The organism is Sphingomonas crusticola (genome assembly GCF_003391115.1).
GTDB classification, from domain to species: Bacteria; Pseudomonadota; Alphaproteobacteria; order Sphingomonadales; family Sphingomonadaceae; genus Sphingomonas_I; species Sphingomonas_I crusticola.
The window spans coordinates 1,484,140-1,503,679 of the sequence record NZ_QTJP01000001.1 but is presented as its reverse complement, the minus strand read 5'-3'; the positions used below and the strand labels follow the sequence as shown (position 1 = coordinate 1,503,679).

Annotated in this window: 20 protein-coding genes; 11 read left to right on the top strand and 9 right to left on the bottom strand. The window is 64.2% G+C overall.

Annotation, left to right across the window (positions count from 1 at the left end; genetic code table 11):
* Positions 1-3 precede the first annotated feature (3 nt).
* The 4 genes from DX905_RS06995 to DX905_RS06980 form a co-directional block, all read right to left on the bottom strand.
* On the bottom strand, positions 4-1,122 hold the full coding sequence (locus tag DX905_RS06995; RefSeq protein WP_116090709.1) for a GGDEF domain-containing protein: 1,119 nt from the start codon (positions 1,120-1,122) through the stop codon (positions 4-6).
* Between the two features lie 62 nt (positions 1,123-1,184).
* Positions 1,185-1,958, bottom strand: coding sequence for an exodeoxyribonuclease III (gene xth, locus DX905_RS06990; protein ID WP_116090708.1), 774 nt, complete (start codon positions 1,956-1,958; stop codon positions 1,185-1,187).
* Between the two features lie 22 nt (positions 1,959-1,980).
* Complete coding sequence (locus DX905_RS06985; RefSeq protein ID WP_116090707.1) at positions 1,981-2,274, bottom strand: plasmid stabilization protein; 294 nt, start codon at positions 2,272-2,274, stop codon at positions 1,981-1,983.
* A 120-nt stretch (positions 2,275-2,394) separates the two neighbouring features.
* On the bottom strand, positions 2,395-5,580 hold the full coding sequence (locus DX905_RS06980; protein WP_116090706.1) for a TonB-dependent receptor: 3,186 nt from the start codon (positions 5,578-5,580) through the stop codon (positions 2,395-2,397).
* Positions 5,581-5,957: 377 nt separating this feature from the next.
* Here DX905_RS06980 and gluP point away from each other — a divergent pair, with 377 nt between their 5' ends.
* The 4 genes from gluP to DX905_RS06960 all read left to right on the top strand — a co-directional run bounded on the left by gluP (position 5,958) and on the right by DX905_RS06960 (position 9,725).
* Positions 5,958-7,175: a glucose/galactose MFS transporter gene (gene gluP / locus DX905_RS06975; RefSeq protein WP_116092392.1), complete on the top strand. Its 1,218-nt coding sequence runs from the start codon at positions 5,958-5,960 to the stop codon at positions 7,173-7,175.
* Positions 7,172-8,191: a LacI family DNA-binding transcriptional regulator gene (locus tag DX905_RS06970; protein WP_116092391.1), complete on the top strand. Its 1,020-nt coding sequence runs from the start codon at positions 7,172-7,174 to the stop codon at positions 8,189-8,191. The genes gluP and DX905_RS06970 overlap by 4 nt, the downstream gene beginning before the upstream one ends.
* Before the next feature lie 59 nt (positions 8,192-8,250).
* A complete protein-coding gene (locus tag DX905_RS06965) occupies positions 8,251-8,514 on the top strand; it encodes a hypothetical protein (protein WP_116090705.1) in 264 nt (87 codons plus the stop codon).
* 104 nt (positions 8,515-8,618) lie between these two features.
* Positions 8,619-9,725 carry a winged helix-turn-helix domain-containing protein gene (locus DX905_RS06960; RefSeq protein ID WP_240320765.1) on the top strand — a complete coding sequence of 369 codons (1,107 nt, stop codon included), beginning with the start codon at positions 8,619-8,621 and terminating at the stop codon, positions 9,723-9,725.
* On the opposite strand, the gene DX905_RS06955 is transcribed toward DX905_RS06960, so the two are convergent.
* Both DX905_RS06955 and DX905_RS06950 read right to left on the bottom strand, forming a co-directional pair.
* Entirely contained in the window at positions 9,722-10,840 is a 1,119-nt protein-coding gene (locus DX905_RS06955; protein WP_116090703.1) for a 2OG-Fe(II) oxygenase, read from the bottom strand. The genes DX905_RS06960 and DX905_RS06955 overlap by 4 nt on opposite strands.
* Positions 10,841-10,900: 60 nt before the next feature.
* Positions 10,901-13,090: a penicillin acylase family protein gene (locus DX905_RS06950; RefSeq protein ID WP_240320764.1), complete on the bottom strand. Its 2,190-nt coding sequence runs from the start codon at positions 13,088-13,090 to the stop codon at positions 10,901-10,903.
* Between the two features lie 46 nt (positions 13,091-13,136).
* Here DX905_RS06950 and DX905_RS06945 point away from each other — a divergent pair, with 46 nt between their 5' ends.
* From DX905_RS06945 to DX905_RS15985, 7 genes are all read left to right on the top strand, one after another.
* A complete protein-coding gene (locus tag DX905_RS06945) occupies positions 13,137-14,381 on the top strand; it encodes a metal-dependent hydrolase family protein (RefSeq protein ID WP_240320763.1) in 1,245 nt (414 codons plus the stop codon).
* 114 nt (positions 14,382-14,495) lie between these two features.
* A complete protein-coding gene (locus tag DX905_RS06940; protein WP_116090700.1) occupies positions 14,496-15,260 on the top strand; it encodes an aspartyl/asparaginyl beta-hydroxylase domain-containing protein in 765 nt (254 codons plus the stop codon).
* A gap of 69 nt (positions 15,261-15,329) precedes the next feature.
* Positions 15,330-15,617: a CsbD family protein gene (locus tag DX905_RS06935; protein ID WP_116090699.1), complete on the top strand. Its 288-nt coding sequence runs from the start codon at positions 15,330-15,332 to the stop codon at positions 15,615-15,617.
* Positions 15,618-15,714: 97 nt separating this feature from the next.
* The gene (locus tag DX905_RS06930) at positions 15,715-16,008 is read left to right on the top strand and encodes a hypothetical protein (RefSeq protein ID WP_162875503.1); all 294 of its coding nucleotides are present in this window, start codon (positions 15,715-15,717) and stop codon (positions 16,006-16,008) included.
* A gap of 66 nt (positions 16,009-16,074) precedes the next feature.
* Positions 16,075-16,308, top strand: coding sequence for a DUF6894 family protein (locus DX905_RS06925; protein WP_116090697.1), 234 nt, complete (start codon positions 16,075-16,077; stop codon positions 16,306-16,308).
* Between the two features lie 133 nt (positions 16,309-16,441).
* Positions 16,442-16,681 (top strand): hypothetical protein, encoded by a 240-nt coding sequence (locus DX905_RS06920; protein ID WP_162875502.1) that lies wholly within the window; start codon positions 16,442-16,444, stop codon positions 16,679-16,681.
* On the top strand, positions 16,678-16,827 hold the full coding sequence (locus DX905_RS15985; RefSeq protein ID WP_162875501.1) for a hypothetical protein: 150 nt from the start codon (positions 16,678-16,680) through the stop codon (positions 16,825-16,827). Before DX905_RS06920 ends, DX905_RS15985 begins: the two co-directional genes overlap by 4 nt.
* Positions 16,828-17,084: 257 nt before the next feature.
* On the opposite strand, the gene DX905_RS06910 is transcribed toward DX905_RS15985, so the two are convergent.
* The 3 genes from DX905_RS06910 to DX905_RS06900 all read right to left on the bottom strand — a co-directional run bounded on the left by DX905_RS06910 (position 17,085) and on the right by DX905_RS06900 (position 19,468).
* Complete coding sequence (locus DX905_RS06910; RefSeq protein WP_116090694.1) at positions 17,085-17,387, bottom strand: hypothetical protein; 303 nt, start codon at positions 17,385-17,387, stop codon at positions 17,085-17,087.
* Between the two features lie 75 nt (positions 17,388-17,462).
* Positions 17,463-18,806 (bottom strand): sensor histidine kinase, encoded by a 1,344-nt coding sequence (locus DX905_RS06905; RefSeq protein ID WP_116090693.1) that lies wholly within the window; start codon positions 18,804-18,806, stop codon positions 17,463-17,465.
* On the bottom strand, positions 18,797-19,468 hold the full coding sequence (locus DX905_RS06900) for a response regulator (RefSeq protein WP_116090692.1): 672 nt from the start codon (positions 19,466-19,468) through the stop codon (positions 18,797-18,799). The genes DX905_RS06905 and DX905_RS06900 overlap by 10 nt, the downstream gene beginning before the upstream one ends.
* Positions 19,469-19,540 lie beyond the last annotated feature (72 nt).

Genomic DNA, 19,540 nt, shown 5'->3' with positions numbered 1-19,540 from the left:
GCTCTATGCCGCCACCTGGTCGCGGCCGCCGGCCTTGGCACGGTAAAGCGATCGATCGGCGCGTGCCATCGCCAGCGATAGGCTGGTTTCGCCCTCATGGACCCGGGCCATGCCGATGCAGAGCGAATAAGGCGGCAGGCCCGATAGCTCGGGATCGGGCACCGCCCGCACCTGTTCGGCCAGCGTCAGCGCGTCGGCATCGTCGGTCGTGGGCGCGACCAGAACGAATTCATCCCCGCCAAGCCGCACGAACATGCCGTTGCGCGTCCGCGCCAGCGCCTCCACCCGCGCCGCGAAGGTAAGTAGAACGGAATCGCCCGCTGCATGGCCGAACGTGTCGTTGATCGCCTTGAAATGATCGATGTCGATGAGGAACAAGCTGTTTGCCGGAAGCGCCAGCACTTGCTCGCGATGCTTAAGGGCCGTGCGATTCCACACGCCGGTCAGCGGATCGCGGCGCGCTGATTCCTTCAGCTCGCGCAACGCGCGCTCCCACGGTGTCGCGAGCAGGCCGAGGTTGAGCACGCCGAGCAAGACCTGGTCCTGCAGCATGGGGAGCAAATCGAGCGTGCCGCCTGCCGCCGGCCCCCGTATCTCGATCCAGATGGAGATCAGGTAGGTCGGACCATAGGCAAGCATCGCCACCGCCACGATCCTACGCGGCAGGCCGACATCGCGAGGGCCGCCCGCGAGGATGGCGCAAGCACAGACCACCATGCAGCTGCCCAAAGCGACCGCGCCCGCAATATGGCTCGTCATTGTGGCGGCCGAGCGATCGGGAATGGCAAGGAACGGGATCAACACGGCCGCCATCGCTGCGGCAATGGGGATTAGCATCCACGGCCTGAAGGCCTGCTTGCCGTCGAACCGGCGCATACCCATCAACAACAGGAAATCGGACAGCGCGACCGTGCCGTAATTCAGCGCGCCCGACAGGGCCGATTGACTGAATTCGAAGCCGAACAGGGCGACGGCATAAAGGGCCGAGCTCAGGCCCCAATGCAGCAGATAAGTCTCGTTCCGCCGCCGGCCCCACAGGACGATGAAGATCGTCGCGTAGGACAATGTTGCAAGCAGACTGCACAGCCGCAGTGTTGGGATGTCGGGGGTGTGAAACAACATACGGGTGAGGCGGCTATAAACCAGTTTATAATATGTGGGGACAAAGTTGCGGCCAATTCGGCCTAATCGCGCAGCTTTATCCAGACCGGCGCATGATCGCTGGTCTTTTCCCAACCGCGAACATGGGCATCTACCTGCGCATCCTCCAGCCGGGCCTTCAATGCCGGGCTCAGCAGCAAATGATCGATCCGCAGGCCGGCATTGCGGCCATAAGCATTCCGGAAATAGTCCCAGAAGGTGTAGATCGTCTCACCCGGATGCAGCGTGCGCAGCGCGTCGGTCCAGCCCTGATCGAGCAGCCGGAAATAAGCAGCCCGCGCCTCCGGCGCGAACAGCGCGTCGTCCAGCCAGCGTTCCGGCTTATAGACGTCGAGCTCGGTCGGCATGACGTTGAAGTCGCCGGCCAGCATCACCGGCAGACCGCTTTCGAGCAACCCTGCCGCATGATCGATCAACCGATCGAACCAGCGCAGCTTATAGTCGAATTTCGGCCCAGGCTTGGGATTGCCGTTGGGCAGATAGAGGCCGCCGATCAGGATGCCGTTAATCGCGGCCTCGATATAGCGGCTATGGATGTCGTCCGGATCCCCCGGCAGGCCGCGCCTGGTCTCGTGGATCGCACCAACCCGGCTGAGGATGGCAACGCCGTTCCAGCTCTTCTGGCCATGCCAGATGGCGTCATAGCCTGCGTCGCGGATCGCTGCCTCGGGGAATTTCTCCTGCGGCGCCTTCAGTTCCTGCAGGCAGACGATGTCCGGCCGATCCTCCGCCAGCCAGCGAAGCAGCACTGGCAGCCGCCCGTTGACACCGTTGACGTTGTAGGTGGCGATCTTCATCGGCGCGCCCCGCCGGCGGCGCTCACGCGCCCTTGTTCTTGCGCCGCGTCACCCAGCCCTTGCGGGCTGCGGCCGACCGCTGTTCGGCGGAGCCGGATTTGTTGGCGCGCCCCCCGCGCGAGGACGAGACATGGGTGTCGGCCTTGCCACGGCCCGATCCGGACTTGTTGCCGCCGCCGGATTCCTTGTTAACCGTCGCCCACGCCCGCGCTTCGGCGGTCTTCTTCGGAACGCCACGATCCTCGTAGCTTTCCTCGATATGCTCGGCCTTTCGCTTTTGCTTGTCGGTATAGGCATCCTTGTCACCGCGAGGCATCGTCGATCTCCTTTCAACCGACGTGCAACGCGCGTCGGCCGCTGCCGTTTCCGCGGTAGCGGGCAAAGAAAAAGGCCGCTGCGAACAGCGGCCTTTCCCTAGTCGTCGGTGATGTGACGATCAGAACTTGAAGCGCGCACCCAGCAGATAGCGGGCCGAACCTTCCTGCAGGAAGAAGGTCTCGACCTTGTCACGGCCGTAGGTACGGACACCCTCTTCGGTCAGGTTGATGCCTTCGAACGACACCGCGATGTGCGGCGTGATGTCATAACTCACGTTGACGTCGAGCGTGCCGTAGGGGGCCGTGAACACCGGATTGTGGCTGCCGCCGCGATTCAGTTCCGACAGGAACTTCTTGCGGTAGTTATAGGCAACGCGGGCAGAGATGCCGTTCTTATCGTAGATGCCGGTGATGTTGTAGGTATCGCTCAAGCCCACCAGCGCGAACTGGTTCGCGGTAGGATCGGCATTCACGTTGGCGCTCACGTCGCCGCGAACGAGCGTGTAGCTCGCCGCAACGCCGAAGCCGGTATTGCCAAGGAAGTAGGTGCCCGCGAGCTCGAAGCCCCAGATCTTGGCGTCCTTGTTGTTGATCGGCGTGCTGACGAGGAAGTTCGCGAGCGGATCGTTGGCATCGCCTGCGATGTCGACCGCCGCCAAGGTGGAGTCGACGAACGCCTGGTTCAGCTTGCGTGCGGCCGCGTCGTAATTCTGGTTGAATATGCTCGTGGCCGTCGCGGTGTTGTTGTTATTCTGCTGCAGCAGCGCGGTGTAGGTGAACAGGTTCACGTCGCTGAGATCGTAACCCAGGCCCTGCAACGCCGTCCTGGCTGTCCCGGAGCGGCTGCCGGGCGTCGCCGCGGTTGGGTCACGCAGACCGAACAGGTTCTGACTGACCAGGCTGTTGCCGATGAAGTTGTGGACCCTTTTCTCAAAGAAGCCGCCTGACAAATAGCTGCCCGGCTTGAAATACCATTCCAGCGACAGATCGAAATTGTCCGAGATCAGCGGTTGCAGATCCGCATTGTGCGCGTTGCCGCCTGCGGTTCCGCCCAAGGTTGTCGGACGGCCCGGAGGTGCGGCGGTGGTCGCTGCGAACAGGTCGCCGTAATTCGGGCGCGAGATCGTCTTGCTGAACGAGAAGCGACCGACCAGATTCGGGGTGAAGTTGAGCTGGAAATCCAGTGACGGGAGCAGGTTGTTATACTTGCCCTTGGCGGTAATCGGCTGCTGATCCGCGGACTGCAGGATCGTGAAGTCGTTGTCCGCCTGCCACACGAGTGCCGTCGGGATGGTCTGGAGCGACGTTGAGTGGACAGTGGTCCGCTCATACCGCACGCCCGCCACCATGCTGGCATCCATGTCGCCGAACTGGCCCTTCCAGGTGAACTGGCCATAGGCCGCCGCGATATTCTCCTTCACCCTGTTGTTCACATTGGCGTCGATGCGAAGGTTGTGGCCGAGCTTCTGATAGGCGTCGAACAGAGAGTTGTAGAGCTTGGTCGCATCCTGGGTCCGCCATCCGACCAGGCCGGCCCCTGTTGCCGCCGGATCATTGTGGTGGAACTGGCAGGCGGTGCAGAATTGCTTCACCTGGCCGGGCGCATATTGGATCACGTCGCGCGGATTGGCGTTGCCCCAGTCGCCCAGCGTCTGGATCGTATTATACTGGCGCTGCGTGACGTCGGACTTGCGATAGTCCCCGCCGAAATCGAACCGGCTGCCGCCGCCGAAGTCCCAGCCGGCATCGATCCGGCCTTCCTTCAGATTCTGGTGCTGCCATGACGCGAACTGACGATTCTGCTGGGTGGCAAGATCGCCTTCGTCCCAGACGCCGTTATTGTTGCCCTTGGCGGCATCGTTGATCGAAATCTGCTGCTGCGGGAAACCGTTGGTCTGGTCCAACCCATATTGGGACAGGATTGGCGAGCTGATCGCAACTGCGGTCGAGCTGACGCCGTTGGGATTATCCGGCGAGCTGGAGGCCGTGCTGACATGCGCGTCGGCCGAGATCGTGAAATTATCCGTGACATCCCATTTTGCGTTCAGGCCGAAATCCTTGAGCGTGCCCTTCTGCGCGCGATAGGCCTGTTCGGCACCGCTATCCTTGGTCGAGCCCGACTCGACTTCGTGCAGGAAGATGGCGGTCGCAACACCCGGATTGCTGTTGAACGTGACCTGGTCGAACGGGCGGTTGAACCAGTTCGACGTATCCGAACGACGCTCGGACTGTTTGTCCTGCGCATACAGGCCGTCGGCGGTGATCAGAAGATTGTCTGTCGGCTTCCACTGAATCGATGCCTGGCCGTTGATCCGCTCACGCCGGTCTTCGGAGAAGTGATAGCGGAAATCGTCAGGGATACCGACATAACCGCTCGTGGGCGCATTCTTCACCACCGTCGTGGAGGTGATGTAGGTGCCCGGCGTCATGAAGTCCGCGATCGGGACGATGTTCCAGCCGTTATTCGCGACGCTGGGGACCGAGAAGTTGCGCTTCTGGTAGCTGCCGAACACCGACACGCCGAACGTCTGCTCGCTGTTCGTCCAGCCGAGCACGCCCGAAACTTCCGGGGTGACCTTCGAACCGCACTTCACGCAATCGTCGGCACTGGTGTCGTAATTGGCCTTGGCGCCGATCGACCCGGTCAAACCGCCCTCGCGGGCGTCCAGCGGCTTGCGGCTGACCACGTTGATCGTGGCACCGATGCCGCCGGTCGGGATCGCGGCGCGGCCGGTCTTGTAGACCTCCAGCGTCTTCACGCCTTCCGCGGCGAGGTTGGAGAAGTTGAACGAACGGTCGAAGCCGCCTGCGCCGTCGCCATTCTGGTCGCCACCGACGACGGTGATGTTGGCGGCTGCGAGCTGGCGCCCGTTCAGTGTCACGAGATTATATTGCGGGCCGAAGCCGCGGACCGTGACTGTCGCACCTTCGCCGTTGACGCGATTGATCGACACACCGGTGATGCGCTGCAGCGATTCGGCCAGATTGGTGTCGGGGAACTTGCCGATATCTTCCGACGAGATCGCATCCACGACGCCCGTTGAATCGCGCTTGATGGCGATCGAACGTTCCAGCGAGGCGCGGATGCCGGTCACCACGACTTCGTCCGCGATATCGGCGCCAGCCGCCTGGGCGGGGGTAGGCTGCGCCGTCGCAGGCGCGACAGTGGTCGGTTGGGCATCGGTGGGTGAGCCTGCGGGGCTCGCGGTCTGCGCGAACGCCGCGCCCGGAAGCGCGAGACAGGTGGCGATGGCGATTGCAGAAGCCGAGCGCGCAAGCGCCGGCGAGAGCCCGAAGCCGTTCATAGTACCTCCCTTTATACGGAGCCGTTCCCTGGCCGCCGTTTCGTCGACAAGCAGTGTTTTCCTGCTTAAGCCGGCCGTAGCATGATCGACATCGATGTCAACGAAACCGAAGTTAGCGCTAACAGGATTTGATGCGGTGGCCTTGCTCTGCCTAGCACTATCAAATCGCCACTTTGTGAAAGATTGCACCACCGCGGACTAAAAGAACGGCCACCGCGGAACCGCGGTGGCCGTCAGCCCAGCTGAATAATCAGCGGGGGGGTTGGGATATCCCGGAGAGGAAGTACTGGCAGGCTTCATGGCCTTATCCGACATCGATGTCAAATAAATCAGGCAAAACGTTGCAAGCCGGCTGGCGGCAGCTAAAGATTGCCGCGATGGATGCCGTCGCTTCAACCGATCTGATCGCCGGCCGGCTATTCCGGCTGTCGATCGGTGTGTTTTTCATCGGCGGATTCCTGTCATCGGTGATCAGCCTGTTCGTGCCGCGACTCACCTTGCTTTACGGCTTGGATTATTCGCGCGCGCTGCTGGTGCAGTTCGCCTTCCACACCTCCTATCTGCTGTTCGCTATTCCGATAGCGATGACGATCATGCGCATCGGCTACATGCGTTCGGCCGCAACCGGTCTTTCTGTGATGGCGCTATCATGCGGCCTGTTCGTGGCATCCCATGGGATGCACACGTACGGCCTGCTGCTATTCTCGCTGCTGGCGTTATCGGCGGGGATAACCTTTCTCCAGATCGCTGCGAACACGGTGGTGGCGGTGGTCGGCAATGCCGAAGGCGCCGCGTTCCGGCTCAACCTGCTGCAAGCGTTCAACTCGGTGGGGACGGTCGCTGGACCGCTCGTCGGCGCGGCATTTATATTGGGCAGTCCAATGCTGACCGGCAGAGCGGCAATGGCGGAGATCGCGCCCCCCTTCCTGTTCGCAATCCTTTTGCTGGGCGGGCTCGCGATCGCTTTCCTGGCCCGTCGCAATCTGCTGCAGCCACTGGTTCGAACGGACGCGATCGGCGGCCGGCTCGACTGGCCGGCCTTACTCGCCGATCGACGCCTGCTTGCCGGCACGGGGGCGATCTTCGTCTATACCGGGGCGGAGGTCGCGATCGGGACCTTACTGGTCAATTACCTTGTCCAGCCGCAGGTCTTCGGCATCGCGCCGGTCAATGCCGCACGGCTTGTCAGCCTTTACTGGGGCGGGGCGATGATTGGCCGCCTGGCCGGCGCCTACGCCATGCGTCGCGTTCGCCCGGCGACGTTGCTGATGCTCGCAGCGATTGGTGCTGCCCTGCTGGCGATCGTCGCCGCGACCGTGAAGGGCAGCCTCGGCGGCATCGCCCTGTTGGCGGTCGGCCTGTGCAACTCGATCATGTACCCGACGATCTATGTGCTGGCTTTACCCGATGATCCGAAACTCGCCACGCCGGGCGGCACCTTGCTGTGCATGGCGGTGGTCGGCGGCGCGGTCGTGCCGATGCTGACCGGCCTGCTTGCCGACCGGGTTGGCCTGACCGCATCGCTGATGCTGCCGGCCGCATGCTATTTAGGAATAGCCGCCTTCGCGCGGCAATGCCGGGGGGCAAGAATTTGACGGTGGTAACAATCAAGGATGTCGCGGCTCGCGCGGGCGTCTCGGCCAAGACCGTATCGCGCGTCATCAACGGCGAGGCGCACGTCCGTGCCGACAAGCGTGAAGAAGTGCTGCGCGTGGTGCGCGAGTTGGACTACCGCCCGAATGCGTTTGCGCGCAGCCTGTCGAGCTCGCGCTCCTACCTGCTCGGCTTTCTCACCGACGATCCAGCGTCGGGCTATGCCGCCGACGTGCAACTGGGCGCGCTCAAGCGTTGCCGCGAGCGCAGCTACCATCTGCTGGTCGAGCCGATCGACCGGGCCGACCCGCATTGGGCGCGGGACCTGACCGAAAGCGTCAAGACGCTACGGCTCGACGGGGTGATGCTGACGCCGCCGCTGTGCGATGATGGCAAGGTGCTCGACATTCTGGAGGCGGCGGAAATTCCCTATGTCCGCATTTCGCCGAGCGGCGCTGAAGACCGGTCGGGCTTCGTCCGCATGGACGAGCAGGCGGCGGCGGCGGAGATGACCCGCCACCTGATCGCGCGCGGCCATAAACGGATCGGCTTCATCAAGGGCGATCCCGCGCACAGCGCGTCGCGCAAGCGCTATGCCGGCTTCGTCGAGGCGATGGTTGCGGCCAATCTCCACGTCGAAACGGCGCTTGTGCTGGAAGGCGATTTCTCGGTCCGTTCGGGTGTCGAACTGGGCGAGAAATTGCTGTCCTCGCCCGAGCCGCCCACGGCCGTATTCGCCAGCAACGACGACATGGCCCTGGGCGTGCTGATGATCGCCATGAAGCATCACCTCAACGTGCCCGAGCAATTGGCGATCGGAGGCTTCGACGATGCGCCGACGTCGCGGCTGGCCTGGCCCCAGCTCACCACCATCCATCAGCCCAAGGCGGCGATGGCTGCGGCCGCGGTCGATATGCTGACCGATCCTTATTATCGGCAGGCCGAGACCAGCGTCGGTTTCCGCCGCTCGCTCGATTATGCGCTCAAGGTGCGCGGCAGTACCGATCCCGATCGCTGAGCGGCCCATGCCGGCAGCGTTCTGCTTGCGCCCTGATACTGTCGGTCTAGGATCGCACGATGGATTTTGACGATCAGTTGCGCCGCTATTTCGGCACCGACGACCTTTCCACCGTGCCCGAATCCGCGCTTCTCGCGGGGATCGATAAGATGCGCGTCGATCTGGGGCTCGAGAAGGATAGTGGACGTCGCTTCGGGATGTGGGCTCTGCTCTACATGCTGGGCGCTGCGCCGGATCTTGATGTCGCTTTCAAGGATGAAGCGGATCGCGATGCCGCGCGCAGCTTCATGGAGATGACCGAGCAGGAGGACGAGGAAAGCTGAAGGACACGCTTTCTTCGTCCGAAGCGCGGCGGATTGCGCTTGCTGCCCAAGGATTCGGCCAGGCGCGCGCCAGTGGGCAGCTCACCCAAGCTCACCTCCGGCGCGTGCTGGATCGCGTCCAGCTCCACCAGATCGACAGCGTCAACGTGCTCGTCCGCGCGCATTATCTGCCGCTCTTTTCGCGTGTTGGCCCTTATCCGCGCGGTCTGCTCGACCAGGCAGCATGGGGCGCGAAGAGCAAGCGTCGTCTGTTCGAATATTGGGCGCATGAAGCGTCCCTGCTGCCGCTTGAACTTCACCCGTTGCTGCGCTGGCGAATGGCGCGCGCCGAGCGCGGCATCGGCGTCTGGCAGAACATCAAGCCCTTCGCCGGCGAACGCGCGGCCGAGGCTGCGGCCATGCTCGCGCGCATCGCCGCCGACGGCCCGCTCGCCGCATCCGACATCGCCGACACACGCGGGCAGGGCGGCTGGTGGGGCTGGAGCGAGACCAAGCAGGCGCTCGAATATCTGTTCTGGTCGGGCAAGATCACCACTGCGACGCGCCGCAACAGCTTCGAACGCGTCTATGACCTGACCGAGAATGTACTGCCGCGGGCGGTATTGGACATGCCGACGCCAGCCCAGGCCGACGCGCAGCGCGGCCTGATCGAACGGTCCGCCCGTGCGCTGGGCATCGCGACGGCCGGCGACCTGCGCGACTATTTCCGGCTCAAGCCAGAGGACGCCTATCCGCGTATCGCCGAGCTCGTGGAGTCCGGGATATTACGGCCCATGCACGTCGCGGGATGGAGCAAGCCAGCGTATCTTCACGCCGATCAGCGAATCCCCCGCCGCATCACGGGTCAGGCCCTGCTGGCGCCGTTCGATCCGCTGATCTGGGAACGGGCGCGGACCGAGCGGATTTTTGGCACGCGTTACCGGATCGAGATCTACGTCCCGGCAGAAAAACGCGTCCATGGCTATTACGTCCTGCCCTTCCTGCTCGACGGAAAGATCGCGGCACGCGTCGATCTCAAGGCCGATCGGCAGGACAATTCCCTGCTCGTGCAGAATGTGCACCGCGAGGAGGGCGCGCCGCCCGATCTGCCGGAGCGGCTGAGCGAAGAGCTTGCGCTGATGGCGGGATGGCTTGACCTCCAACGCACGATCATCGTGGGCGACGGTGCGCTTGCAGACGCCCTGCGGCAATATGCGGCGGAGGCGGCCTAGCCCGCTGTGGTCTTCGCCTCTTCGGGCGGCGGGCTCATGCGGTATGTGTTCAGGCCGGGTTCCAGCTGCGCCTGGTTCCGCTCGCGCAACCGTGCTGCCGCATCGTCGTAGAAGAAGGGCAGGAAGGCATAACGCTTGCCGCGCGTGACCGCCGTTGCCTCGTGCAGCAGCGAGCAGGAGAAGATCACCGCGCCGCCGGTCGGCGCGCGATAGGTGCGCTGCCCGAATTCAGGAAAACGCAGCTCGCCGCCGTCGAAATCCTCCGCGTTCAGGTTGATGGTGCAGGCGAACTTGCGATGCGCGGTGCCGGCCGTGGTATTGTCGCGGTGCGGGCGGAAGAAGCCGCCGCTCTCGCTATCGTAACAGGCGACGATCCAGCGTTCGATGCGCGTCGCGTGAAACTGGAATGCCTTGTAGATTTCCGGCGTCAACCGCCGGCGCAGGCGGTGCAGCAACGTCGATCTCAACGCTTCATCCTCGATGTCGTAATCGGACCTCCGCTTGAAACTGTCATCCGTCCTGCGCACCGTCAGGCCATTCTCCTCGCGCATGAAGCCCGATTCCCGGCCGCCATTCTTCTCGTAGAGGCCGATCAGCGTGCGGCAGATTTCGGGTTCGAACACGCGCGGCACCACCAGCACCGGCGCATGGCTCTGATCCTGCCCCCGCGCGATCAATGCCCGTAGCCCGTCAAAAATGAGCGCGCCGTCGCCGATCGCGGCGCGCTGCACCACGCGCAGCCGCTCGTCGAGCAGCAGCCAGTGCGGCAGATAGTGGGTTTTTTCGCCGTCCGCCGCGGCGGCGCCATAGGTGCGCGAGACCTTGGCCTCATAATCCAGAAACCAGCGTATGCCGGGCAAGCGCTTGAAGATGCGCCCGGTCGCCGCATCGGCCGGATCGACCGTGACCCCGAAGAAAGCCGCCTGTTCGTCGTCGAACAGATGATCGTTGCGCGCGAGCAAGGCCAGCGCCTCCGCGCTCGGCCCCCATCCGCCGCTGCCGAGAAACAGCAGCACGATCGGCCTGCCAGCGACGCTGTCGAAGCCGTAATTGGCATTGCCGTTGAGGGTCGGGGCGCGGAACGACGGGGCCGCCTCGCCAACATCAAGCAGCATCGATGGGGTTCCGGGCGGGGTAGCTGGGGTCGAGAAGCATCGGCAGATCGTCCGCGTTGATCATTCGCCCGGCCGATAGCGACGTTCGACGTGACCGGCGAGGGCATCCGGATAGAAATAGACCGGGCGGAGATTGCCGTCGATATAACGCTGCGCCTGATCGTTGAAGTGCGGCGACTTGGTATCCCCGCTCTCGCCGCCCGCGGTGACCGCCCAGGCGCGTAGCTTGGGTCCGAACTCCACCACGGCGACGAAGCTGTTCCCGCTCGACCCATAATAGCGCTTGGTGTTCGGATAGGTCTTGGCTCCGAACGAGGCGAGCGACCCCCATTGGGCCGAGGTAAAGGGCACCGCCAGGCTCGGTTTGGCGTCGTCGAAATGCGGATCGATGCTGTCGTCGAGGCGCTGGAAGCGATTGACCTCGCCCCAGGCCACGCGCCAGCGGCCGAAGTCGCGAACCAGCCGGTCCTTCGCCTTGGCGAGCGCGGTAAGCTTGGCCGCCGGCGACACGCGTTGCGCGATATAATCGGGGACGTTCATCCGTTCCGCCTTGGCGAAGGCGCCGACCTGCGGCCACAAGGTGTCGCCCCAGAAGATGGCGAGCGTCGTCGCCTCCGACTTGGCGCTCCAGCGATGGTCCCAGCCGCGCAACAAGGCAATCGGCTCGGCGAGTGCCGCGCGCTGCGGATCATTCGCCGCAAGCGCGTCATAAGCGTCGAGGAGCTGCGGGATGAGCGTGTCGAAGGCGGGCAGCCAGCTGTCGAACGCCGCCTTCCTAAGCTTTTCAGGCGTGAAATCGTGCACGCCGGTGAGCACGCGGTCGGCATGCGGGCCCCGCCAATTGGCGCCGGTCTGGTCCATATAGCGCGGATAATCCTTCGCTTTGGGGCTGTCCGGCCCCGCCGCGGTCCATGGCCAATCATTGGTGTTCTTGGCCCAGCCGACGCGGGGATTGATCGCATTGGGCAGCGAGGCGATCGTGTGCAGCCCCTTCCAATCGGTCGCCGGATCCGATCCGTCGACCGGCCTGGTATAGTCGAAACGCGCGTCGCGAATGGGTACGAACTGGGGGTGGAGATAGGCGATTTCGCCCTTCCGATCGGCAAAAAGCGTGTCGTTTGACGAGTTGGCCTGCAGCCCCGCAACCTTCATATAGGAGGCAAGATCGCTGGTTTTGGTGCGCAACCAGCTCTGCTCAAGCGCGGGAACCGGCTTCCACATCAACGCCTCGGCGATCATTTTGCCGTCACGCAACGCCACGATAGGCCCGTGATGGGTGCGAAATGTGACGACCTGAAGCGCATCGAGCCTGCCATCCGACCGGCGATAACGTACGGTGATCGGCACTATCGTCATGGCGCGAAGTGCCTTGCCGTAGCGGTAGAACATCTTCCCGTTCCGGCGCACGATCGTCTCGGCAAACTCATCGACATTGTCGACGCCGGACGAGGTGTGCATCCAGCCCGCTTGCTCATTGAAGCCCTGGTAGATGAAGAATTGTCCCCAGGTGGACGCGCCATAGGCGTTCAGTCCCTCCCCGCTGGTTATCTGCAGTTCGGAGCGGAAATAGAAGCTGGTGTGCGGGTTGATCAGCAGCAGGGCATGGCCGTCGACCGTATTCTTCGGAGCGATCGCGATGCCGTTGGAGCCGCGCGGCTCCTGCGGCTCGGCGCCGGTTTCCAGCGCGGTCTTCGTCTGAAGCTTCCCGCCGTAGAAGCTTTTGAGTTCGGTGAGCGAAATACGCTCGATGTCGCCACCGATGCTGCCCTCGGTGAAGCTCAGCACCATCCACGGTTCGAACCGGGTCAGCACCTTGGGGCGGGTCTGCGGGTGGGTGGCGAGATAATAGTTCAGTCCGTCCGCCCACGCATCCATCAGCGCCTTCAGCCGGGTCGGGCTGGCACGATAGCGGGCCTGCAGGTCGAGAGGATCCACATACAGGCGCTGGCGCACATCCTGCCAGATCGCACTCTCGCCTTCCGCTTCCGCGGTGCGGCCGAGCGCGGTCAGGTAATTGGCTTCGATCCGGGCGAAATCATCTTCCGCCTGGGCATAGATCGCGCCGAACACCGCGTCGGCATCGGTCTTGCCGCTGACATGGGCGATGCCCCAATCGTCGCGGGTGATCGTCACCCGGGCGGCTTCCGCCCGCCATCTTGCCATCTCGGGCAGGGCCGCATGCGCCTGCGTGGCCAACGCCAGTACAATCAGCGGGATGATCTTGCGGAGCCGTCCTGTCGCTTTATCCATGGCCCGGTATCGCGCGCGAAAATCCGGGCGACAAGGGAGGCGAGTGATGAAGGCTTTGTGTGCGCTGATGCTCGGTATCGCCACGCCGTTGCTCGCGGCCGGCCCCGCGACCCTGTTACGGCCCGATCGCGTCTTCGACGGCACCGCCGTCCATCCCGGGTGGGAAGTGCTGGTCGAGGGTGAGCGCATCGCCGCCGTCGGGCCGCATCTGGCGACGCCGGCCGGCGCGCGGGTGATCGATCTGCCGGGCGATACCGTCATGCCTGGCATGATCGAAGGCCACAGCCACCTGTTCCTGCACCCCTATAACGAGGCCAGCTGGGACGATCAGGTGCTGCACGAGCCGCTGGCGCTGCGCACCGCCCGCGCGGTCGTCCAGGCGCGCGCCACGTTGATGGCCGGCTTCACCAGCGAGCGCGATCTCGGCACCGAAGGCGCGGGCTATGCCGATGTCGGCCTCAAGCAGGCGATCGACCAAGGGATCGTGCCGGGTCCGCGCCTGCTGGTTGCCGCACGCGCGATCGTGGCCGAGGGCGCCTATGGACCCAAGGGGTTCGAGCCGGGCGTGAAGGTGCCCCAGGGTGCCCAGGAGGTGAGCGGTGTAGAGGAGATGGTCCGTGCCGCGCGCGATCAGATCGCCGCCGGCGCGGACGTGGTGAAGATGTATGCCGATTATCATTATATGCCGAAGGAACCGAGCCGGGCGACGCTAACGCAGGCGGAACTGACCGCGGGCACCGCCACGGCCCACGATGCGGGTCGGCTGGCGGCGGTGCATGCCGCCACTGCCGAGGGCATGCGCCGCGCGATCGCCGCGGGCGTCGATACGATCGAGCATGGTTATGGCGGCACGGCCGAAATCTTCCGCGCGATGCATGACAAGGGGATCGCGCTCTGCCCGACACTGGCGGCGTCGGATGCGGTGTCGCGTTATCGTGGCTGGAACGGACAGGATCCGGCACCGCCGGCCGTCGAGGAGAATGTCAAAAGTTTCCGGCTCGCACTGGCCGCAGGTGTCGCGATGTGCGTCGGCGGCGACGTCGGCGTCTTCACGCACGGCCAGAATAGCCGCGAGATGGTGCTGATGCAGCGCGCGGGAATGACGCCGATCCAGGTGCTCACTGCCGCCACCTCCGGTAACGCCCGCATCTTTCATCTTACCGACGTAGGGGCGCTCAGGCCGGGTCTGCTGGCGGATATCGTCGCGGTGGCGGGGGATCCTACGCGCGACGTGACCGCGGTCGGTGATGTGCGGTTGGTTATCAAAGGTGGGACGATCGTGCGCGAATAGTCGCGGGCTGGCGCATGGCTAGCCAAGGGCTTTGGCCGAACCTAAAGATGCTCGCCGCGCGCTGTGGAATGGGATGACGGTCGAGTGTCGGAGTTGCTTCCGCGAGGCGAGGATATGGTCGACGATGTGGCGCAGCGGACGGCCACGCCGAATGCCGCCCTGGTACCGCGCCAGCCGCTGTGGATGCGGCTCGGACGGCAGCTCCAGCCGATGGTCAACCGGATCGTCGCCAACGGCTCACAAGTCGCCGATCGCCCAGTGCACGATGTTCGCGACTTTCCCTGGGTTGCCGCGCTCGAAGACCATTGGATCGAGATCCAGCGCGAGGCCGCGGCCGCCCTCCACGACCTGGAGACCGTACCTCCGCTCGCGGAAATCTCGCCGGATCATCGCGACATCGCGCCGCCCAAGAAGTGGCGTTCCTTCTTTCTCTACGGTTACGGTTATCGCGAGGAAGCGAACATCCGGCGTTGCCCCCGCACCGATGCCTTGCTCCGTGCCGTACCCGGCCTGAACTCGGCCTTTTTCTCGGTACTGGCGCCGGGGACGCACATTCCGCCCCATGTCGGCGTTACCAAGGCGATCATGACCTGCCACCTTGGCCTCAGCGTACCGCGCGACGAGGCGCGCTGCTGGATGCGGGTCGTCGATCATAGATTGCATTGGCAGGCAGGACGGGCGCTCATATTCGACGATACGTTCGAACATGAAGTGGCGAACGATACAAATGAAACGCGGGTCGTTTTGCTGATCCAGTTTCGCCGGCCGGTGCGGGCGTCGGGCCGGGTAATCGGCGGTCTATTCCTGTGGGCGGTACGCCGGTCGCGTTTCGTGCAGGATGCACGGCGCAGCGTGCGCGACTGGACGGCACGCGGATAGAAAGACGGCCCCGCCCGTTGATGCGTCGCGACCTGCGCTATCACGGCGTGGGCAATGGGAAGAAAACCGATGAACGACGATCAGCTGAGCGGCGAGGGCCGCGATCTTACCGGTAAGGTCAAGGAAACTGCCGGCGACTTCACCGGCAATAGCTCGCTGCAGAGCGAGGGTCTGACTGATCAGCTCACGGGCAAGGCGCAGAAGGCTTATGGTGCCGCGAGCGAAGCGCTGTCCGGCGGCGTCGGACCGCTGGTCGATCAGGCCAAGGGCTTTGCCCGCAAACGCCCCTTCGCGGCAGCGGCATTGCTTGGCGTGGTCGGCGTGGCGATCCTCAACACGCTGCGCGGTCGACGTTAGAATATGATGGCGGGCCGCATCGGCCCGCCACACACCTTCCGCCGGCGCACCCACGGCGCGGCAATGGGTTGATCCAAGGCAATGCGCTCTCCCGGGGATGCGCTATGAGAGCTGTTCGTCGGTAGCGCTTGGCGCTGCCGACATCGCGTGCCCAGACGGGGTTACGCTTCTCGCCGGGGGCTCAGTGCAGGATTATCGGCTCTATTTCCTGAACCGGGAAGGGCGTATCACGCGGTCCGAGATCGTGACGGTCGCGACCGACGCCGAGGCGTGCGCGGAAGCCGAGCGGCTCGATCATGCTGATGCCGTCGAAATCTGGGCGGGCGCGCGCAAGGTCGCGCTGATCCATCCGCGTGGCGCGGCTTCGCCGGGACAATCGCCGTCCATCTGATCGCGCGGTCGCGCCGGTACCGCCAATTCGGATGGAACGACCCGGGGCATCGGGGTTTGTGACGCCATGCCGCGTTTTTATATCCACCTCGAAAATGGTGAAGGCTTTTTGGCGGACGAGGTTGGGCGCGAATGCGTCGACCAGGAGGCCGCGCGCAAGGAGGCGGTTTGTGCCGGCGCCGACATCATCGCCGATGAGCTCAAACATGGCTGCTCAACTGTTCATGTGACCTTGTTCATCGAAGACCAAGATCATGTTCGCGTGATGCAATTACCGATGTCGGCGACGATCAAGCCCTGACCGGGCGGCGCCTAGCGAAGGAATGTGTCGCAATGACGCTTGGCCGGGCCCATATGTGGGTCATCGCTTCATCTTGATCGAGCAAGAAGCGACTGAGAGAGTGTTCGCGCTCCCGCTCCTACGAGGAGCTATTATGCCCACTTTCCCTGAGCCAGGCGCGCCTGAGCTGCTCCGGCTTGAGTTGGATGCCGCCTATCGGATTGGGGACCTGCAAATCGCGCCAATAATGTTCGGCCTTCTGGGTGAGGGACCGCGCGAGTCCAATATGGTACCCGGTGGCGTGGCACCGGACATCTTTGCCGGTTACGCTGCTCCAGGTGGCAGCGCCCCGGTCATTATCGCGGCAAGCCCCAGCGACAAGGCGATCGGATGAATCTCCATTCGCTCCTGAAGCGGCATGTGCCCGATTTGCTCGGGAGCCGATGGGAAGGCGCGGCGTTCGTCACGACCTGCCGTATTTGCGGGGAAGCGATGGTCAAGCCGCCCGGCCAGGATTGGCAGATGAGCGAGAAAAGATAGAGATGGGGCGGCTATTCCCGGCACATGTGTCGACGTGCCACTACGGTCTCGAGCCAAGGTCCGGCCCGCCGCACAAGCCTGCGGACAATGATGACGATTATCCGCCGAGCGTGCCGATGCCGCAGCGGGTCCCCATGCCGGTGCCGACGGAGCCGCTCGTCCCGCAGCATGGCCGCCTCGCCCGGCAGACGGGGACATGCCTAAGCAATTTCCGAACTCGCACCGAATAGTGTCGGTCCGTCGATAGCCTTGGTCGATTAGGCCTCGACCGCGAACAGGGTCGCGCCGGCATATTTGGGATCGGCGCTGTTAAACACCGGCTCCGGCTGAAAAGTACGGCTGACGATCTCACGGATGGTAAGGCCCGCCAGCTTGAACGTGCCGAGCTTCGTCTCCTTCGGCGGCCGCCCCTCGCGCTCGACGGTCACCGCATCGACGAACAACTCGCCATGTTTGGTATAGAGGATGTGCGGCGCCAGTTTCACCGCCGCGCGGTTATAAGTCGCCTCAATACATTTGCGGAGCGCGATCGCCTCCAGCACCAGCTTGCTCGATTCCATAAACCAAGTTTGCCTTACCTATACGTCAACCGCAAGAATTTTGTTGCGCTGCAGCATATGGTACGTGCGAGTAAGTCATAAGATCCCGGAAGGGAGGCAGAGGGTCGCGACCAGACCGGAAGTTACGCGGTTGGCAAGCATTAGCGTTCCGCCGTGGAGCTCCGCCAATTCGCGTGTGATGGAGAGGCCGAAACCATGGCCTTCGCCCGCCTCATCGAGGCGGCGCCCGGGTTCGATTGCGGCGCTCAGCAAGGCTTGGGATATGCCGGGACCGTCGTCGCTAATCCTGAGGTTCACCATGCGGCCCTGGTCGGTCGCCACGATCTCGACTTCGCGACGTGCCCAGCGCCAGGCATTGTCGAGCAGATTGCCGACCATCTCGTCCAGATCCTGCGGGTCGCAGCGTACCATGAGCGCATCGTCGATGAGGATATTCGCCCGGATTGCGCGCTCGGCGTGGATGCGCCCAAGTGCATCGGCCAGGTCGATCACGTGCGGCGCCAGCTTGGTGACGCCGGCACCGGCGCCGGCCGGGCTGGCGGCGCGTGCGCGTCCGAGATGATGCCGGATCTGTGCATCGATCCGGTCGATATGACGGACGAGAAGCGGTTGCGACATAGCGTCCACATCCAGCCGCAGTGCCGCCAGTGGCGTCTTGAGGCCATGGGCGAGGTTCGCGACATGGCCGCGCGCCTGCACCAGCGCGCTGCGATTGGCATCGATCAACGCGTTCAATTCCTCAACCAGCGGAAGCAGCTCGCTCGGTTCGGTGGCGTCAACGTGCGTGCGACGCCCCGCGCGCACATCCGCCAGCGTGGCTCGCAGACGAACCAGCGGACGCAGCCCGACGCGCAACTGAACCAGGATCGCCAGCGCCAGCGCGGCGCCAAGCACCAGGAGGGAGAGCAACAGCGGCGCCATCGCGGCGCGTAGCGGACGCTCGATCATCGCGCGCGGACCGACCGCAAGGATTTCGGCGTTGCCTCGGGTCGTCGGCACGCTCGCCACCCGGCCATGGATCCTGAGCCCGGACGCGTCGCGGCCATCGAATGGCCGTGGGCTTGGCACGTCGTGCCAGTGCGGTGGTGTCGGCAACGGCCCCGGTGGCGCGATCTCGCCCCCACCGACCGAGGCGGAGCGCAGATGTCCACCGGGCGCGCGGATTTCCCAAGACCAGCCGCTGCCTGGACGATCGAACGGCGGAAGATCAATCGCCCGCACGGGATCGACGCTGCCGTCCGGCCGCACCGCGCGCGCGACGATCGCAATCTGGGCATCGAGCCGGTCATCGAGGCCGCGCATCACGAAATGCTCCAGCACATTGCCAATCGCGAAGGCGGCGAAAGCGAGCGCCGCGATGACGGCGACGATCGCCGTGCCGAGCAGCCGACCGAACAGCGAACGCGGCATCAAGCGCATGGCTGATCCCCGGTAAGACGATAACCGCGGCCGCGTATTGTTTCGATCCGCTCGGCGCCGATCTTGCGGCGCAGGCGGCCGACGATCACCTCCAGCGAATTGGAATCGACATCCGCATCCTGTTCATAGACCCGTTCGAGCAGGTCCATCCGATCGACCACGATCTCCTTGCGCAGCATCAGGCAGGACAGCACGCGCCATTCGAACGCAGTGAGCTTCAACGGCAGCCCGTGCAATTCGAACTGGCCGGTCTGCGCGTCGAACGTCACCGGCCCACATTGGAGGATGCTGGCGCCGTGACCGGCGGCGCGCCGGACCAGCGCGCGCAGCCGCATGACCAGTTCCTCGACGCGAAACGGCTTGACCAGATAGTCGTCCGCACCGGCCTTGAAGCCCTGGACCTTGTCCGACCAGGCGTCGCGCGCGGTCAGAATAAGGACAGGCAGCATCCGCCCGGTCGCGCGCCATTCGGCAAGGATCGAAATGCCGTCGCGCCTGGGCAGGCCCAGGTCGAGCACCGCCGCGTCATAGGCTTCGGTCGCGCCGAGATGCCCGCCATCTTCGCCGTTGGCCGCCACGTCGACCGCGAAATGCTCGGCGCGTAGCGCGCGGGCGATGCTGTTCGCGAGATCAACATCGTCCTCCACCAGCAGCACGCGCATAGGTCGAAACTCCGCCGGTGAACGCCCCGATTAGGCCGACCCGCTAAACCCAATCTGAACGGCGCGGTTCAG

Bases quoted from the DNA above. Each gene is read 5' to 3' on its own strand.
- DX905_RS06955 (WP_116090703.1), bottom strand. From the start codon at position 10,840: ATGCTGCTTGATGTTGGCGAGGCGGCCCCGTCGTTCCGCGCCCCGACC.
- DX905_RS06930 (WP_162875503.1), top strand. From the start codon at position 15,715: ATGCGCTATGAGAGCTGTTCGTCGGTAGCGCTTGGCGCTGCCGACATC.
- gluP (WP_116092392.1), top strand. From the start codon at position 5,958: ATGGATGCCGTCGCTTCAACCGATCTGATCGCCGGCCGGCTATTCCGG.
- DX905_RS15985 (WP_162875501.1), top strand. From the start codon at position 16,678: ATGAATCTCCATTCGCTCCTGAAGCGGCATGTGCCCGATTTGCTCGGG.
- DX905_RS06900 (WP_116090692.1), bottom strand. From the start codon at position 19,468: ATGCGCGTGCTGCTGGTGGAGGACGATGTTGATCTCGCGAACAGCATC.
- DX905_RS06905 (WP_116090693.1), bottom strand. From the start codon at position 18,806: ATGCGCTTGATGCCGCGTTCGCTGTTCGGTCGGCTGCTCGGCACGGCG.
- xth (WP_116090708.1), bottom strand. From the start codon at position 1,958: ATGAAGATCGCCACCTACAACGTCAACGGTGTCAACGGGCGGCTGCCA.
- DX905_RS06910 (WP_116090694.1), bottom strand. From the start codon at position 17,387: ATGGAATCGAGCAAGCTGGTGCTGGAGGCGATCGCGCTCCGCAAATGT.
- DX905_RS06995 (WP_116090709.1), bottom strand. From the start codon at position 1,122: ATGTTGTTTCACACCCCCGACATCCCAACACTGCGGCTGTGCAGTCTG.
- DX905_RS06980 (WP_116090706.1), bottom strand. From the start codon at position 5,580: ATGAACGGCTTCGGGCTCTCGCCGGCGCTTGCGCGCTCGGCTTCTGCA.
- DX905_RS06920 (WP_162875502.1), top strand. From the start codon at position 16,442: ATGCCCACTTTCCCTGAGCCAGGCGCGCCTGAGCTGCTCCGGCTTGAG.
- DX905_RS06940 (WP_116090700.1), top strand. From the start codon at position 14,496: ATGGTCGACGATGTGGCGCAGCGGACGGCCACGCCGAATGCCGCCCTG.
- DX905_RS06965 (WP_116090705.1), top strand. From the start codon at position 8,251: ATGGATTTTGACGATCAGTTGCGCCGCTATTTCGGCACCGACGACCTT.
- DX905_RS06935 (WP_116090699.1), top strand. From the start codon at position 15,330: ATGAACGACGATCAGCTGAGCGGCGAGGGCCGCGATCTTACCGGTAAG.
- DX905_RS06945 (WP_240320763.1), top strand. From the start codon at position 13,137: ATGAAGGCTTTGTGTGCGCTGATGCTCGGTATCGCCACGCCGTTGCTC.
- DX905_RS06985 (WP_116090707.1), bottom strand. From the start codon at position 2,274: ATGCCTCGCGGTGACAAGGATGCCTATACCGACAAGCAAAAGCGAAAG.
- DX905_RS06950 (WP_240320764.1), bottom strand. From the start codon at position 13,090: ATGGATAAAGCGACAGGACGGCTCCGCAAGATCATCCCGCTGATTGTA.
- DX905_RS06925 (WP_116090697.1), top strand. From the start codon at position 16,075: ATGCCGCGTTTTTATATCCACCTCGAAAATGGTGAAGGCTTTTTGGCG.